Origin of the sequence: Helicobacter kayseriensis (assembly GCF_021300655.1) — a bacterium.
Taxonomy (GTDB): Bacteria; Campylobacterota; Campylobacteria; order Campylobacterales; family Helicobacteraceae; genus Helicobacter_G; species Helicobacter_G kayseriensis.
Window position 1 is genome coordinate 87506 of the sequence record NZ_JAJTNB010000003.1, and the last position, 15105, is coordinate 102610.

The window sequence follows — 15105 nt, forward strand, 5'->3', positions numbered from 1 at the left end:
ATGAAAATTTCTTCAAGTGCAAAAATCGCTAAAACTGCCGTGATTTCAGAGGGGGCCGTGATTGGTGAAAATGTTGAGATTGGAGATTTTTGCGTGATTGGTGAAAATGTTGAGATTGGAGAGGGAAGTATTATTTATAACCATGTCACGATCAAGGGATATACAAAAATTGGAAAGCATAACAAAATTTTTACAGGAGCAGCAGTAGGGGTTCCCCCACAAGATCTTAAATACTCTGGAGAAAAATCAGAGCTTATCATTGGGGATTTTAATTTGATTCGAGAATTTACAACCCTTAATCCTGGGACAGAAGGGGGAGGAGGAAAAACAATCATAGGAAATCATAATCTTTTGATGGCCTATGTTCATGTTGCGCATGATTGCTTGATTGGCAATCATTGTATCTTGGCCAATAATGCAACTTTGGCTGGGCATATTGAGATGGGGGATTATGTCAATATTGGTGGATTGACACCTGTGCATCAGTTTGTCAAGATTGGTGATGGCGCAATGATTGCGGGTGCATCTGCTCTCAGTCAAGATGCTCCACCTTATTGCATGCTTGAAGGGAATCGTGCAGTGATTCGTGGACTCAATAAGCATAGGATGAGAAAATTATTTGATTCTGCTTTGATTGATGAAATCTCATCGCTTTATAGACGCTTGTTTTCTCGCACTGCTCCTCTTAAGGACTTGGCAAAAGAAGAGCTACAAAGATGTGCGCATCAGCCTACTTTGGCAAAAATTTGTCAATTTATTTTAGACTCAACACGAGGAATTCCACTCAAGAAAGGAAAAATCAGTGAATAAACCCTCTATTTATCAGTGTAGTTTTTGCGGAAAATCATATCCACGCGAATCGATTATTTTAAGCGATGAGGAGATTTCGCATCAAGATGCATGTATTTGCGTAAGTTGTATTTCAGCGATCAATCAGATTCTAAATGCTCAAGCAGAGAGTTCAGAAACTCTTGAGGATTTTGGTGCATTGCCCATTCCAAGTGAGATCAAAATGGCATTGGATGAATATGTGATTGGACAAGAAAATGCCAAAAAAGTTTTGAGTGTTGCAGTCTATAATCACTATAAGCGTATCTGCCAAAATGATTATGAGGGGGATTATCAAGATGTTGAAGTAAGTAAGTCCAATATTTTGTTTATTGGTCCAACAGGAAGTGGAAAAACATTGATGGCACAAACTCTAGCAAAAACCTTGGGGGTTCCAATCGCAATTTGTGATGCAACAAGTTTGACAGAGGCTGGATATGTGGGAGAAGACGTCGAAAATATCTTAACGCGTTTGCTTCAAGCCTCAGATGGTGATGTTGAAAAGGCACAAAGGGGAATTGTGTTTATTGATGAGATTGATAAGATTTCAAGACTTTCTGAGAATCGATCTATTACGCGAGATGTATCTGGAGAAGGTGTTCAACAAGCATTGCTTAAAATCATTGAGGGAAGTGTTGTAAATGTTCCTCCAAAGGGAGGCAGAAAACATCCTCAACAAGAATTTATTCAAATTGATACTAGCAATATTTTGTTTTTGTGTGGAGGGGCATTTGATGGTTTAGAAGAAATCATTAAGCGTCGCAGAAGTGGCAAGACATTGGGGTTTAATCAAGAACACAAAGAGGAAGATGAAAATTTGCTTTCTGAGGTAGAGCCTGATGATTTGGTGAGCTATGGCTTGATTCCAGAGTTGATTGGTCGTTTGCCTGTGATTGCGACATTAGATGAGATTTCACAAGATGCAATGGTTCAAATTTTGTCTCGACCTAAGAATGCATTGATTAAGCAGTATCAAAAACTTTTTGATTTGGATGGGGTGAAGTTAAATTTCACAGATGGGGCATTGCAAGAGATTGCAAAACTTGCGCTTGAAAGAAAAACAGGTGCTAGAGGATTGAGAAACATTCTTGAAGAGGTTTTGAATCCTGTGATGTTTGAGTTGCCAGAAAATCATCAAAATATGGGGTATGTTGTCGGGCGTCACCACGTAATTGAGGGAGGACTAAAACCTTGTCCTGTAGGTGAAATGAAAACATTATTTGAAACAATTTCTAAGCAAGAGGCTGAAGAAAAAACAAGGGATTTGAAGGAGAAAAGATGATTTTAGATCGTTTTATAGGGATTTTTTCCCATGATATTGCTATAGATTTGGGGACTGCCAATACTGTTGTATCGGTGAGAGGGCAGGGTATTATTATTAATGAACCATCAATTATTGCTGTGCAAAACGATCGTTATGGAACTAGAGGGAAGTTGCTAGCTGTGGGAACAGATGCAAAAGACATGGTGGGCAAAACGCCAGGAAGCATTTATGCAATTCGTCCGATGAAAGATGGAGTGATTGCTGATTTTGATATGACAGAGAAGATGATTCGCTATTTTGTCGAAAAAGCCCATAAGCGTAAATCTCTTATGCGTCCAAGGATTATGGTATGTGTCCCTTATGGCTTAACTGGAGTGGAAAGAAAGGCTGTAAGAGAATCTGCAATGAGTGCGGGCGCAAGAGAGGTATTTTTGATCGAAGAGCCAATGGCTGCAGCTATTGGTGCAGGACTTCCCGTAAGAGATCCTAAGGGGAGTTTGGTAGTAGATATTGGAGGGGGGACAACAGAGATTGGAGTGATTTCTTTGGGCGGGCTTGTCATTGCAAAATCTTTGAGAGTAGCTGGAGATAAGCTAGATACGGCAATCGTAGAATATGTCAGAGCAAATTACAATCTCTATATTGGAGAAAGAACGGGAGAAGAAATCAAAATCGGAATTGGTGCAGCAATCTCATTGGATCAACCACTTAAAATGCAGGTGAAGGGAAAGGATCAGGTGAGTGGATTGCTCAATACTATTGAGCTAACAAGTGAAGATGTAAGAGAGGCAATCAAATCTCAACTCAAAGAAATTGGCAATGCACTCAAGAGTGTTTTGGAATCAATGCCACCAGATTTGGCTGGAGATATTGTAGAAAATGGAGTTGTTTTGACAGGAGGTGGAGCCTTGATTCGCGGACTTGATAAATATCTCTCAGATCTTGTTAAGCTTCCTGTTTTTGTTGCAGAAGAGCCTCTATTGTGCGTAGCCAAAGGAACAAGCAAGGCGATTGAAGAAATGGACCTTTTGGAGCAGTTGAGCTTTGAGTAGATGAAATCTAAACCTTTATTCTTTTTTATTTTATTTTTAATAGGTCTGTTTGTTTTTTTTAAGCTTGATCATGTAATGCGTAACGGCGTGCTTGCCTTGAGCGATGGTATCAAAAATGGATTTTTTGATACTAAGGCGTGGATTGTGGATGTGTATCAATCTCATTTTGATCAAGCAGAAACGATTGCAAATCTTAAGGAGCAGTTGCAGAAACTTGAAGCACTGAAAATTGAAAAGCTAGAATTACAAGCCGAGCTAAATCAGCTTTTGGGGTTTTATAACCTTCCTCCTACTTCTATGACTCAAATTTTTCCAGTTCGCTCTATTTCTTATGTAGAAATGGGAAATTATAATCGCGTATGGCTTTCGGATTTTGAAGCTCAAAGATCAGATAAGTTTTATGGACTGATTGTTGGTGGATATGTAGCAGGGATTGCGCGATTGGATCAGGGGCGTATGGTGGGTTATCTTAATGGGGATTCTCTATGCTCTTATGGGGTGTTTATTGGAGATTCTAGGGCGCTTGGAATCTTGCGTGGAGAGGAAAATCATGCAGTCATCGATTATATCCCATTGGGAAGCAAGATCTCTGTTGGTGATGAGGTGATGACAAATGGGATGGATGGCATTTTCTTTGCAGATATCCCTCTGGGAAAAATAACAAAGATTATTGAAGAGGGCGGATATTTGAGCGCACAAATTAGTCTTTATGCAAAGGGTCATGGACTGGGATATATGTGGCTATTGGATAGGAGTGGAAAGAAGTGATTAAGCAATTGCAAGAAGTTTTAGAAAAATGTCAATATAAGAGTGATTTGGATGTGTTTTTGAAGTCTTTGTTTTCCTATGAAATACAGGATTTTGAAACCTTGTATCACAAAGATCACGAAGCATATTTAAATCTCGCAGCCACCTTGCGTGAAAAAATCCTTCATTTGGTTTTGCAAAAGGGGGATATTGGAGAGAGCTTTTATCTTATAAGTTATTTGATTTTTGCTCCTATTGAGATCGCACAAGAAGATGAGCGATTTGGGCCATTTATTCAAACTGCACAAGAGCATTTTTTGCAAGAGGGCCTTGGGGAGGTTGAGAATCTTATGCTTTTGGAGCTTGAGGTTTTGAGTTTGATTCTAAGTGGAGGTGCTAAGGGGGCTATCAAGAAATATATTCAAGGAATTAGTCATCTGCAGATTCATTCTAGTTTGGTTGGAAAGGCAGCAGAGTTTATTCGCCAAGCTTTTCCAAAAATGGGCATTAGGATGGAGGATTTTTTAGATGCCGTTGGGGAAATTTTAAAGAGTGAATATTATTTTTCTTTGCCTCTAATGCGTGCTCGATCAATTTTAAATTGGCAATTGCATTGTTTTTGGAATGTTGCAAGCTTTTTCAATCATCGATCATGGCTTGAGCTTTATCCATTGTGGAAAGAGTTGTTTTATTTTTATCTTGGATCTCCTCAAGAGGAATACCTAGATCATGCATTGTATATGCAGTTTTTTATCTATCATATGTGTGGCAATAGTTACTCATCTCAGGAAGAGTGGAGGACTTTTTGCCAAGAAATTGATCAGGTTGCTTGTAAGAGATATGAAGAATTTGGAAGCGCATATGGCCTTAAACAAGTCTCTTCTGCTCGAAAAGATAAAAAAGTAATTGGAATCTTAAGAGATCGCATTGTTGAAAATTCTCCATACAAGGTTGAATATAGCTTTTTAAAACAGTTGCTTTCCAATGAAAACTTTAAGGATCGCTATACAATCAAAATTTATCTGATGAGCTTGCTAGAAAAGAGTGAAAATTCTGAGAGTGCAATCGCTAGCTATGAAAAATTGGGTATTGAGATTGTTGATGTGGGAAAAGAGTGCAATCTTCAAGGATTTTATAATTCTCATTTACAAAAGGCATTGATGCTCCATAAAGCGATGCAAAAAGATGGCATTGATGTGCTGATTAGTCCCAATAATGGGTATGGAATCAGTGATTTTCTTTTAAGTGTGCGAAGTGCGCCCAAACAGATCTTTTGGTCACATGGAAATTTTGTTTATGATATTCCTCATCTTGATCAAAAAATCACGCACATCTGCGGGAATTCTGTTTGGGTGATGCATGAGGGATATGATTTTGTGGGAGTTCCTGTTGTTATGGATCGTGAGTTTTATAACCCCTATGTCCCACAAGAGATGATTGCTAGATATCGCTCTCAATATCCGCAAGATGTAAGAATCTTAGGGACAATTGGAAGATTGACAAAGATTGATAGCTTGCCTTATTTGCAAATGATAGTTGATCTTATGGAGGAATTTCCAGATACGATTTATTTGGCTTGCGGAAGTGGCAATATCGAAGAGATACAAAATAAATTAAGACAAATCTTAAATGATAAATACGAAGGATTTATGTCTAGATTTTACTTTTGTGGTTATGTCAATAGTGCCATTTATGGGCATATTATTGACTTTTGGCTCGATAGTTTTCCAATGGAGCAAGGAGAGAGTCGCATTGAATATGTTGCAAAAGGCAATCTTTCTTTGGTGCTTGCAAAAAATCTGCAAGCTGTGCAAAAAGAATGGAAGACGATGGCAATAAGCAGGGAAGACTATAGAGAAAAAGCCTGCTATCTGCTTAGCTTGACGCAAGATGAGAAGCAGGCTTTGATTGATGAAGTCATGGGAGGACTTGAGCGTTATAACCAAAAAAGGGAAGAAATGGGGGTTGAGAGTTTTTTGGAGTGTTTGGGTGCAAAAGATTCTGATCCTTACAGCATCTAATCCAGCAAGCAATCCGCGACCTAGGCGCATGATTGAGAATCTAAGGGGAGATTTTGAACTTTTTGCGATGGGGATTGGAAGCGAAAAGATTGAAGGGGTGCAAACTTTTAGTTTTCCTAGCTATTTAAAGCGTCATTTTTGGCAAGAAGTGTGTTTGTATCGAGATGTTCTGTTTTCTAAATGGGAAAGATTGATTTGGACAAAAAATCGTCTTGAAATTGTTCCATTTCTTGAGAAATATGATTTTGATTTTATTATTTGTTTTGATCTTCCATTGCTTCCCATTGCTTTGAAATATAAGAAAGGAGCAAAAATCATCTTTGATGCCCAAGAGTTTTTTCCTCTATGGTTTACATCCAATAAGCGTTGGAATCTGCTTTTTAAGAGATTTTATGAAAGCTTGTGCCGGATGTATTTGCCTCAGGCCGATTGTGTTTTGAGCGTATCTCCAAGTTTTGTTAAACGCTATGCCCAAGAATATCAAATCAACCCAGTTTATTATCCTTCATGGCCTTATTTTTATGATTTGCCTCCTTCTGAGGTGCGCTCAACAATCAAGATTCTCTATCATGGATCCCTTTCGCCCAATCGAAGTATTGAAAAAGTGATTGAGTTAAGTGATCTTTTGGAAAAACGCTTTGAGTTGCATTGTGTTTTTGTTGGAGGCGAAGAGAAGTATCGCAAGAAGATTGAAATGATGATTCAAAAAAGACAGCAAAAAGGCCAGAAAATCTTTTCTCACTCTCCTGTTGCATTTGAGGAGATTATCCCTTTTGGCAATGCTTTTGATATTGGTTTATATTTTATGCCTCCCAAGACTTACAATCTTTTGTGTACGATTCCTAATAAGGTTTTTGAATATATTGCTTCATCTTTGATGCTTGTAAGCACGCCCAATCCAGATGTTGCTGATATGATAGAGGAAAATGGAGTTGGAAAAATAGCTCAAGATTTTTCATTGCAAAAAATGGCTTATCTGATCAATGCCCTCACACAAGAGGAAATTGAGCACTATAAAAATGCCTCTTATAGGGCTTCATCTGTTTTGAATAATGCAAACAATCAGCCAAAAATCTTAGACATTATCCAAGATCTCTAAAGATCTTTTTTGATATCAAATATAAAACAAAGCCAAAAACGCTAACCAAGACGATACTAGCTCCGCTTGAGAGATTAAAAGCAAAGCTCATTAGGAGTCCCAAGAAACAAAAGACAAGATTTAAAAGACTTGAGAGGATGATCATACCTTTGAGTGTTTTGCTTAGGGATTGGGCGATAAAAGTTGGAATGCTAAGAAGTGCAATAATAAGAATTAGTCCAACCGCCTGCATACTAATAACAACACAAGAGGCAATCATTAAAACGATTAGATAAAAGATCTTGGTGCAGTGAATTCCTCGCGTTTTGGCAAAATCTTCATCATAGCTCAGAGCTTGAATCTGAGGGAAAAAGATGATAGTGATTCCCAAAATCATCAAAGACAGTCCAAAAATAAGCCAAAGGTTTGTGGTTGATAGGACTAAAATATTGCCAAAGAGATATCCAATCATATCAGCTTGATAGCCATTTGAAGCTTGCAAGAGGATGATTCCTAGAGCCATTCCAAAGGCCCAAATTGCACCAATAAAATTATCACTTGCGTGTTTATGGTGTTTGATAAGATAGGCCATCAAAAATGCGATTGCTAGCGAAAAACTCATCGCACTCACCAAAATTGGAAGGCCAAAATAAACCCCTATTCCAATCCCGCCATAAGCACTATGTGTAAGCCCTCCGGCAACATAAGACAATCGATTGATAATGATAAGAGATCCTAAGATCCCGCACATAATGCTAAGAGGGAAGATTGCCAAAAGAGCATTGGTGATGAAAGGAATCTCAAGCAAAGAGAGATAGTATTCAAGCATCGCAATTTCCTTTGATGTGATGTTTGCACCCAAAAGCCCTGATGAGTTCTTGCTCTTGCTTTGGAATTGCAAAGCAAGTAAGGGTTGTTTGGAGGTGAGCGATGTGTGTTGCATGCGAGAGCAAAAGCTCAAGATCATGACATACAGTGATGATTCCTTTTCCTTGTGAGTGGAGTTTGGACAAAAGGGAAAAAATCTCTAGAGTAGAATGTGTGTCAATGTGCGCTGTAGGCTCATCAAGAATGAGGATTTGAGAATCTGCACACAATGCGCGCGCAATGAGAGTTTTTTGCTTTTGTCCGCCACTAAGGGAATTGAAATTTTTGTGGGCTAGATGAGCGATATGAAGCTCTTCTAAGATTTTCAGCACTTGCTTTTTGTCTTGTGAGGTATAAAAGCCAAATGGGCGCGTGCGACCCATCAAAACAAGATCAAAAACACAAATAGGGAAGTGGGGATTGTTGGCAATGTGCTGTGGGACATAGCCAATCTTAGAAATGGGAAGATCGCGAGAGATTGCATCTGAAGGGTCATCTAATAACCCCAAAATAAGCTTTAGAAGCGTTGATTTTCCTCCACCATTGTTGCCAATGATTCCTAAAAATTGGGAGCAATCATATTGGAGAGAAATATTTGAAAGCACAGTTTGGTTGGCGTAGGTGAAGTTTAAACCATTGATTTGAATCATTGAAGTAGTCCTTCAGTAAAGTGCAAAAGCTCCTTTTCCCACTCATAGGCCAAAGGATTTGTAATCCAAGTTTTGGCTCCTGTATTTTTTGCGATATCAGAGGCGGTTTTGATTGAAAAGCCATTTTGGACAAAGATAGTTTGAATGTGGTGAGATCTGATGGTGTTAAAAATGGATTTGAGAATCTGTGGAGTGGGTTCTTTTCCTTCAAATTCGATTGAAATTTCTTGGAGTTGATAGTCTTTGGCAAAGTATCCCCATGCTGGATGGTAGGTGATGAAGGTGCGATTTTTGAGTGGTTTGAGTTTGTTTGAAATGTTTTGATGTAGCGCATCGATTCTAGCGATAAAGGATTGCAGATTTTTTTCATACAATGAAGCATTCTGTGGATATTGGGCAATGAGTATTTGAGCGATGTTTGTCGCAATGGATTTTACCAAGATTGGGCTAAGCCAAGTGTGAGGATCGTGCTTGTGCTCTGTGGTAGAATGGTCGTGGTCGTGGTCGTGGTCGTGGTCGTGGTCGTGGTCGTGGTCGTGGTCGTGGTCGTGGTCGTGGTCGTGATTGTGATTGTGATTGTGATTGTGATGGCAGCACTCTGCTTCTTGCTTTGGTGCGATAGAGAGGATTTGGGTATGTGCAAGATTAGTTTTAAATTTGGGGATCCAAATCTCTTCAAACTCTAATCCAATTGTGAGATACAAATCACTTTTTTGCAACGCAATAAGCATTTGAGGCTTAAACTCAAAAGTATGTGGATCGGCTCCTTGAGGAATAAGTGTGTGAATATCAACCGTTGTGCCTGCAATTTGGGAGAGAAAGTAGGCTTGAGGAGGGATGCTAACGGTGATGAGTGGTTTGGCATTTAGGTAGACACCTAAGCCAAAAAGTATGAAGAATAGAGACTTGATTTTTTTCATGAGATATCCTATGGCGTTGTAAGTTAAGCCAGAATTGTATCAAATGCAACTGAGTTGCAAATCAAAAGTTTATCGATAAGTAGTGATAAAATAAAAATAAAAAGGTCCAAGATTTATGAATGTGCATCAGCTTCTCAAAGATCATCATATTGGAATCAGTAAGTTGAGAGTAGAAATATTGCAAACTCTTGCGCGCTCAAAAACTCCTTTGAGCTTTGAATCCTTTTTGCTTGAGGCAAACAAGACGACTTTCTACCGCAATATGGAACTTTTTGAGCGAGAGGGGATTGTGGTGCGAACAGAACTCAATAGAAAAGGGTTTTATGAATTGGCCGATCGCGTAGGGGCATATTTTGTTTGCGAGGTTTGTCATGAATTTCAGAATATGCAAATGCCATCTATCAAAGGAAGAGTGAAGAGCGTATTGGCTAAAGGTGTATGCCAAAAATGCGATGAGGAGTAGGGATGAGAATCCTGACAATCATTGGCGCTAGACCCCAATTTATCAAGCATGCGATTTTGCAAAAAAAGCTTGCAGATTATGGAATAGAAGAGATTTTGTTGCATACTGGGCAACATTTTGATTTTGCAATGAGTGAGGTTTTTTTTCAGGAATTGGAGATGAGAAAACCTCAAATCCTTCTTGAGATCAAGGAAAGAGAGAGTTTGTTGCAGTTGGGGTCTATGCTTATCCAAATGCATCAAAGGCTTAAAAGTGAGAATTTTGATTGTGTTGTTGTTTATGGGGATACAACAACGACCCTTGCTGGAAGTCTTTTTGCCAAAGAAAGGGGTGTGAAGCTTGTGCATATCGAAGCAGGTCTAAGAAGTGGAGATCTTACAATGCCTGAAGAGCGAAATCGAATCATGAGCGATCAAATTTCAGATCTTTTGTTTGCACCTACACTGGGGGCGTATGAAAATCTTTTAAGGGAAGATGTCAAAGGAAAAGCGTTCATTAGCGGAGATGTGATGCTGGATAGCTTTTTGCACTTTTCATTTAGGGCGCAAAAACCTCAAGGGGTGGAGATCCCTAGAGATTTTATTCTTTGCACGCTTCATCGGCAAAGCAATGTAGATGATATGGAGAGATTAAGGGTTTTGTTGCAGGGATTGGGCGAAGTGGGGAAGAAGATCCCGATTCTCTTGCCTCTTCATCCGCGTACTCAAAGAAGACTTAAAGAGTTTTGTATTTCTCTTCCTTCTTCTATTTGTCTTCTTCCTCCTCAAGGGTATTTGCAAACTCTTTGGCTCTTAAAGCATTGTGTATATGTTTTTACTGATAGCGGAGGATTGCAAAAAGAGGCATATTTTGCGAAGAAAAAATGTCTTGTTTTGAGAGAAGTGAGCGAGTGGAAGGAGCTTGTAGAAAGTGGGGCATGTGAATTGTTGGGTCAGAGGACAATAGACCAAGCTTTTGAAGCTTTAGGAGCTTTTGAAGTTCTCCCCAATCTCTATGGAGAAGGCGATAGCGTGAGGAAGATTCTAAGGGTTTTGAAAGAGGAATTAGGGGCAGAATGTATTGATATAAAATAAATCTTCTGTGAGTTGAGATAGTTGAGAGGCTGAAAGTTTATGTCGGTTGGAGCATGTTCCACGGATAGCCTGATCATCTTTGAAGGTGATGATTGCCTGAAGTTCTCCTGTTGAATGATAAGTTTTTGTCTCTCCTTCTCTGACTCCATTTGTGTAGAGAATATGGTATTTGATTTTTCCATTGTCCCAATACCATTTTTCAATTCCATCAATTTTTCCATTTTGGTAGGGGATCTCAAGTTCTAGAGTTGCATTTGAGTTATACCATTTTTCTGTTCCTTGTTTTTTGCCTTGATGATAAGGGGTGGTGTATTCAAGTTTTCCATCGCGATAATATCCCCGCATTTCCCCTTCTTGTTGATCATTTTTGTAAGAAGCTTCCCACCAAATGACTCCTTGTTCATAATATCCTTTGACTATTCCATTGATTTTCCCATCTTTGTAGGGAATCTCTCTTAAGACTCCCAAAGTGGGGTCAATCCATTTTTCTATTCCTTGTTTTTTTCCTTGAAGGTAGGGTACTTCTTTCCATAGATTTTCATCTTTAAAAAATTCTTTTTCTATACATCCTTTGATTTTGTCTTTTTCACTGTGGCATGCTTGGTTTGCTTGAAGGGTGTGAGATGCTAGGATGGTAAAAGCTATAAGAGCAAGAGTATTGTTTTTCATTTTTTTCCTTTGGTTGTTTTGATTATTTTAGCGATTTAAAATGAAGCAAATGATGGGTTTATGAAATTAGAGTTGAAGCAATAGATGATAAATTTTGATTAAAATTACAGGCGAATTTCTAGGGGTGCTCAGAGCTTGAAGCTTTGGGCTGAGATCATACTCTAAACTTGTGAGGTAATGCTCGCGAAAGGAAAGAAATGCTTCAGATTCTAATGCTTCAATTTAAAAATCTTTCGATTTATTTTTATATAACATTGGCTTGCGTGTGTGGGATTGTAGGGTGGTTGAGCTATATGAGCGGGTCTTATGGTCTTGAGTTATTTGTTGCAATTTTGGGGATTATGTATGCATTTTTTGCAGGAGAGGGGAAGCTTGTATGTTTTGTATTTGGTTTGATATATTCGGCTATGTATGCCTATATCGCTTTTGAAGCAAGGCTTTATGGGGATGTGATGCTCAATCTTTTTTATCTGCCCATCAATATTTTAGGACTTTGGCTGTGGAATCAAAATCAAAAAGAAGAGAGAGTGACGGTCAGATTTCTTGGGCTTAGAGAGATTGTTTTGAGCTTATGCGTGGTTGTGGTGTTGGGTGTAGGATATGGCGAGATTTTGAAATCTGCAAATTCTGCCTTTGCTTATCTCAATGCTTTTAGTGTCGTGCTACAAATCTTGGCATTTTATCTTCAGGCGAAGCGATATGTGGAAAATTATCTCTTTGTGAGTATTGCCAATGTGCTTTCTGTTTTGATGTGGGGGTTTTTTTATTATAAAGATTCGACGGCATTGCCCCAATTATTGAATATGTGCGTATTTTTGGGAATCGGGCTATGGTATTGGAGGATTTGGATCAGTCAAGCAAGGGGTGGTTTAGTGCGATGAGAGCTGTGATTTTGGCCAATGGAGAATTTCCCAAGAAGAGTCAATTGGTAGAAGAGTTGAGGAGTGCTGAGTTTTTGATTGTGTGTGATGGTGCGATTGTGCATCTTGAGAGTTTGGGAATCCTTCCAGATGTCATTATTGGGGATCTAGATAGTATTCCTTTGGAGCTTCAGAAAAAATATGCAAGTCAAGTTGTAAGAATCTCAGAGCAAATGAGCAATGACCTTTCCAAGGCTTTTTATTTTTGTCTTCATAAAGGTTTTGATGAATTTTTGATTTTAGGTGCTACGGGCAAGAGAGAAGATCATGCTTTGGGGAATATTTCTTTGCTCTATGAATATGCACAGCAATGTAAGAGCATTGTGATGAAGAGCGATTATGGGGAATTTGAAGCGTTGCGTCTTCCTTGCAAGGTCAGCTCTCAAAAGGGAATGCAGATCTCGCTTTTTTGTTTTGACACTCAAGTAAGGATTACTTCTACAAATCTTAAATATCCGCTCAATCAACTATCCCTTCATCTTTTGGCTAATGGCACCCTTAATGAGGCGATGGGAGAAGAGTTTGAGCTCCAATCAGATCGAGAAGCGTGGATGATTGTTTATAAGGCTTTGCTTGAGGGTTGATTAGGAATGGTTTGGATTTGTCGGATATTCTTGTGAAATCTAGACAAAAGGAAATCCAATGATTACACCTCAGGAACTTTTTTTAAAACGTAGAAAATTTATGAAGTTAGGAGTTGGTGCTAGTGTCGCTCCTTTTTTGATTGATTCTTTGATGGCTCAGACTTCTTTTGGCGCTCCTTTGGACTATGTGGCTCAAAACTCTCCGCTCAATCCCACTCAAGAGGAACTCGCAACAAGTTATAACAATTTTTATGAGTTTGGGTTTGGGAAGGATGATCCTAAACGAAATTCTAAAGCTTTTGCTCCCAAATCTTGGAAACTCAGCATCACTGGAGAAGTGAAAAAGCCTTTGCAAATAGAGCTTCAAGATCTTCTTCGGAGGGTCAAATTGCAAGAGAGGGTTTATCGTTTAAGATGTGTTGAGGCTTGGAGTATGGTGATCCCTTGGATTGGGTTTGAGTTGCGTGAGCTTTTGGCAATGGTTGAGCCAACTCCAAAAGCTAAATATGTCAAATTTACAACCTTATTTGATCCCTCAATGTTTCCTGCTCAAAAGTCACTCTTTCCTTCTATTGATTTTCCTTATGTGGAGGGGTTAAGACTTGATGAGGCTTATCATCCTCTAAGTATTCTGGCTGTGGGAATGTATGGCAAAAGCCTTTTGCCCCAAAATGGTGCCCCTATTCGTCTTGTTGTGCCTTGGAAATATGGTTTTAAATACATTAAATCAATCGCAACAATTGAGCTAGTAAGTGAGCGTCCCATTTCAACTTGGGAGAAGCAGAATCCTAGAGAATATGGCTTTTATGCCAATGTCAATCCAGATGTTCCTCATCCTCGTTGGTCGCAAGCAAGTGAGCGAGTGATAGGAGAAAGGGGACGACAAAGAACGCTCTATCTCAATGGTTATGACAAAGAGGTGGGGTATTTGTATGAGGGAATGAATCCAAAAGAGCTTTATTGATGAAGGTTTTTAGGGAGCTTGCTGTTTTTGGGGTGGCATTGATTGCTATTTTTGCAGGAAGCTATGCCATTGAGCAATATTCTAGTTTGAGCGATCCAATCAAAGTTTTGTATTTTTGGAGTGGGTGGCTAAGCTTTGGGAGTTTGGTGCTTGGACTGATTGCGGGGCGTTGGGGAAGAGCTTTGGGGCATTGTGCTTTGGTCTTTGCGATTTTGCATCTAGGAATCTTTGTATATTTTGATTTTGCTTTTGCTTGGGATTTGATGGTGATTGAGATTTTTCAGAAGAAATATATTTTTTGGGGATTGCTAAGCTTTGTTGGAATGCTTATCTTGGGGTATTTTTCTTTTGGTGGGAGGTTTTATCGCATTTTATTTTGGCTTGTGCTGATTTGCATAGGAAGTGCTTTGTTGCATATTGTGCAGATTCAAAAAGTCTTGAGCTGGGAGTATTGGGCTGTGATTTTGGCGTGTTTTGCAATCATCGCTTTTAAATTAAAAAAGCGAGCATTTGGACATTAGGAGAAAATAGCACCTTCTAGAGTGAGTAGCTTCTTTTTGCGTTCATTCCCCCAAAGATATTGTCCTAGATCCCCGCTAGAGAGAATGATTCTGTGGCAAGAGATCAGTAGAAGAATAGGATTTTTTGAAAGGACACTGCCTAGAGCTCTGTAAGATTTGGGATGTCCTATATGTGAAGCAAGCTCTTTGTAGCTCAAAGTTTGTCCATAGGGAATCTCTTGGAGTGCGCTTAAAATTTTTTCTCCAAAAGAAGAGCTTGTGATCTTTAAGGGAAGGTTGAAAGTTTGGAGTTTTTTTGAAAAATAAGCATCTAGTTGGTTTTGTGTTTCAGCCAAAAGAGGGTGCGAAGAGTTTATGTAGAGAGAATTTGGCACAAGGTGGGGGGAGGGATGAAGAAGTGAAATGCAGTTGTTTTCAATGAGACAAAATAATTTTCCTAAAGGAGTATTTAAGGTGCCAAGATGATGTTCCATACCTTTTCCTT

17 protein-coding genes are annotated in these 15105 nt (G+C 39.0%); 12 read left to right on the forward strand and 5 right to left on the reverse strand.

Annotation, left to right across the window (positions count from 1 at the left end; all coding sequences use genetic code 11):
* Genes lpxA through LW137_RS07235 form a run of 6 tightly spaced genes read left to right on the forward strand, consistent with a single transcriptional unit; the run spans position 1 to position 7011 of the window.
* A complete protein-coding gene (gene lpxA, locus LW137_RS03740; RefSeq protein ID WP_233033323.1) occupies positions 1-810 on the forward strand; it encodes an acyl-ACP--UDP-N-acetylglucosamine O-acyltransferase in 810 nt (269 codons plus the stop codon).
* Positions 803-2110, forward strand: a complete 1308-nt coding sequence (clpX, locus tag LW137_RS03745; RefSeq protein ID WP_233033325.1) for an ATP-dependent protease ATP-binding subunit ClpX — start codon at positions 803-805, stop codon at positions 2108-2110. Before lpxA ends, clpX begins: the two co-directional genes overlap by 8 nt.
* Positions 2107-3144 (forward strand): rod shape-determining protein, encoded by a 1038-nt coding sequence (locus LW137_RS03750; RefSeq protein ID WP_249206144.1) that lies wholly within the window; start codon positions 2107-2109, stop codon positions 3142-3144. The genes clpX and LW137_RS03750 overlap by 4 nt, the downstream gene beginning before the upstream one ends.
* Positions 3145-3912 (forward strand): rod shape-determining protein MreC, encoded by a 768-nt coding sequence (gene mreC, locus LW137_RS03755; RefSeq protein WP_233033327.1) that lies wholly within the window; start codon positions 3145-3147, stop codon positions 3910-3912.
* Positions 3909-5912: a hypothetical protein gene (locus tag LW137_RS03760; protein WP_233033329.1), complete on the forward strand. Its 2004-nt coding sequence runs from the start codon at positions 3909-3911 to the stop codon at positions 5910-5912. The genes mreC and LW137_RS03760 overlap by 4 nt, the downstream gene beginning before the upstream one ends.
* Positions 5881-7011, forward strand: a complete 1131-nt coding sequence (locus tag LW137_RS07235; RefSeq protein ID WP_233033331.1) for a glycosyltransferase — start codon at positions 5881-5883, stop codon at positions 7009-7011. The genes LW137_RS03760 and LW137_RS07235 overlap by 32 nt, the downstream gene beginning before the upstream one ends.
* Here the strand turns inward: LW137_RS07235 and LW137_RS03770 are convergent.
* From LW137_RS03770 to LW137_RS03780, 3 genes are read right to left on the reverse strand one after another with little or no spacing between them, the layout of a single operon-like run.
* A complete protein-coding gene (locus LW137_RS03770; protein ID WP_233033333.1) occupies positions 6995-7819 on the reverse strand; it encodes a metal ABC transporter permease in 825 nt (274 codons plus the stop codon). The genes LW137_RS07235 and LW137_RS03770 overlap by 17 nt on opposite strands.
* The gene (locus LW137_RS03775) at positions 7812-8507 is read right to left on the reverse strand and encodes a metal ABC transporter ATP-binding protein (protein WP_233033335.1); all 696 of its coding nucleotides are present in this window, start codon (positions 8505-8507) and stop codon (positions 7812-7814) included. Before LW137_RS03775 ends, LW137_RS03770 begins: the two co-directional genes overlap by 8 nt.
* Positions 8504-9427, reverse strand: coding sequence for a metal ABC transporter solute-binding protein, Zn/Mn family (locus LW137_RS03780; RefSeq protein ID WP_233033337.1), 924 nt, complete (start codon positions 9425-9427; stop codon positions 8504-8506). The genes LW137_RS03775 and LW137_RS03780 overlap by 4 nt, the downstream gene beginning before the upstream one ends.
* Positions 9428-9542: 115 nt before the next feature.
* On the opposite strand from LW137_RS03780, the gene LW137_RS03785 reads away from it, so the two are divergent.
* Entirely contained in the window at positions 9543-9890 is a 348-nt protein-coding gene (locus tag LW137_RS03785; RefSeq protein WP_233033339.1) for a transcriptional repressor, read from the forward strand.
* Positions 9891-9892: 2 nt separating this feature from the next.
* Complete coding sequence (gene wecB, locus LW137_RS03790; RefSeq protein WP_233033341.1) at positions 9893-10963, forward strand: non-hydrolyzing UDP-N-acetylglucosamine 2-epimerase; 1071 nt, start codon at positions 9893-9895, stop codon at positions 10961-10963.
* Here the strand turns inward: wecB and LW137_RS03795 are convergent.
* Positions 10934-11632 (reverse strand): toxin-antitoxin system YwqK family antitoxin, encoded by a 699-nt coding sequence (locus LW137_RS03795; RefSeq protein WP_233033343.1) that lies wholly within the window; start codon positions 11630-11632, stop codon positions 10934-10936. The two genes, wecB and LW137_RS03795, sit on opposite strands and share 30 nt — an antisense overlap.
* 197 nt (positions 11633-11829) lie before the next feature.
* Here LW137_RS03795 and pnuC point away from each other — a divergent pair, with 197 nt between their 5' ends.
* Genes pnuC through LW137_RS03815 form a run of 4 tightly spaced genes read left to right on the forward strand, consistent with a single transcriptional unit; the run spans position 11830 to position 14621 of the window.
* Complete coding sequence (gene pnuC, locus LW137_RS03800) at positions 11830-12513, forward strand: nicotinamide riboside transporter PnuC (RefSeq protein WP_233033345.1); 684 nt, start codon at positions 11830-11832, stop codon at positions 12511-12513.
* On the forward strand, positions 12510-13136 hold the full coding sequence (locus LW137_RS03805) for a thiamine diphosphokinase (protein WP_233033502.1): 627 nt from the start codon (positions 12510-12512) through the stop codon (positions 13134-13136). The genes pnuC and LW137_RS03805 overlap by 4 nt, the downstream gene beginning before the upstream one ends.
* Before the next feature lie 58 nt (positions 13137-13194).
* The gene (gene msrP, locus LW137_RS03810) at positions 13195-14100 is read left to right on the forward strand and encodes a protein-methionine-sulfoxide reductase catalytic subunit MsrP (protein WP_233033347.1); all 906 of its coding nucleotides are present in this window, start codon (positions 13195-13197) and stop codon (positions 14098-14100) included.
* A complete protein-coding gene (locus LW137_RS03815; RefSeq protein ID WP_233033349.1) occupies positions 14100-14621 on the forward strand; it encodes a cytochrome b family protein in 522 nt (173 codons plus the stop codon). Before msrP ends, LW137_RS03815 begins: the two co-directional genes overlap by 1 nt.
* Here the strand turns inward: LW137_RS03815 and LW137_RS03820 are convergent.
* Positions 14618-15094, reverse strand: coding sequence for a methylated-DNA--[protein]-cysteine S-methyltransferase (locus LW137_RS03820; protein WP_233033351.1), 477 nt, complete (start codon positions 15092-15094; stop codon positions 14618-14620). The two genes, LW137_RS03815 and LW137_RS03820, sit on opposite strands and share 4 nt — an antisense overlap.
* Positions 15095-15105: the final 11 nt, after the last annotated feature.

Excerpts from the sequence above, each read along its gene's own strand:
- lpxA (WP_233033323.1), top strand. The coding sequence starts at position 1 with ATGAAAATTTCTTCAAGTGCAAAAATCGCTAAAACTGCCGTGATTTCA.
- LW137_RS03750 (WP_249206144.1), top strand. The coding sequence starts at position 2,107 with ATGATTTTAGATCGTTTTATAGGGATTTTTTCCCATGATATTGCTATA.
- mreC (WP_233033327.1), top strand. The coding sequence starts at position 3,145 with ATGAAATCTAAACCTTTATTCTTTTTTATTTTATTTTTAATAGGTCTG.
- LW137_RS03770 (WP_233033333.1), bottom strand. The coding sequence starts at position 7,819 with ATGCTTGAATACTATCTCTCTTTGCTTGAGATTCCTTTCATCACCAAT.
- LW137_RS03775 (WP_233033335.1), bottom strand. The coding sequence starts at position 8,507 with ATGATTCAAATCAATGGTTTAAACTTCACCTACGCCAACCAAACTGTG.
- LW137_RS03780 (WP_233033337.1), bottom strand. The coding sequence starts at position 9,427 with ATGAAAAAAATCAAGTCTCTATTCTTCATACTTTTTGGCTTAGGTGTC.
- LW137_RS03785 (WP_233033339.1), top strand. The coding sequence starts at position 9,543 with ATGAATGTGCATCAGCTTCTCAAAGATCATCATATTGGAATCAGTAAG.
- wecB (WP_233033341.1), top strand. The coding sequence starts at position 9,893 with ATGAGAATCCTGACAATCATTGGCGCTAGACCCCAATTTATCAAGCAT.
- LW137_RS03795 (WP_233033343.1), bottom strand. The coding sequence starts at position 11,632 with ATGAAAAACAATACTCTTGCTCTTATAGCTTTTACCATCCTAGCATCT.
- pnuC (WP_233033345.1), top strand. The coding sequence starts at position 11,830 with ATGCTTCAGATTCTAATGCTTCAATTTAAAAATCTTTCGATTTATTTT.
- LW137_RS03805 (WP_233033502.1), top strand. The coding sequence starts at position 12,510 with ATGAGAGCTGTGATTTTGGCCAATGGAGAATTTCCCAAGAAGAGTCAA.
- msrP (WP_233033347.1), top strand. The coding sequence starts at position 13,195 with ATGATTACACCTCAGGAACTTTTTTTAAAACGTAGAAAATTTATGAAG.
- LW137_RS03815 (WP_233033349.1), top strand. The coding sequence starts at position 14,100 with ATGAAGGTTTTTAGGGAGCTTGCTGTTTTTGGGGTGGCATTGATTGCT.
- LW137_RS03820 (WP_233033351.1), bottom strand. The coding sequence starts at position 15,094 with ATGGAACATCATCTTGGCACCTTAAATACTCCTTTAGGAAAATTATTT.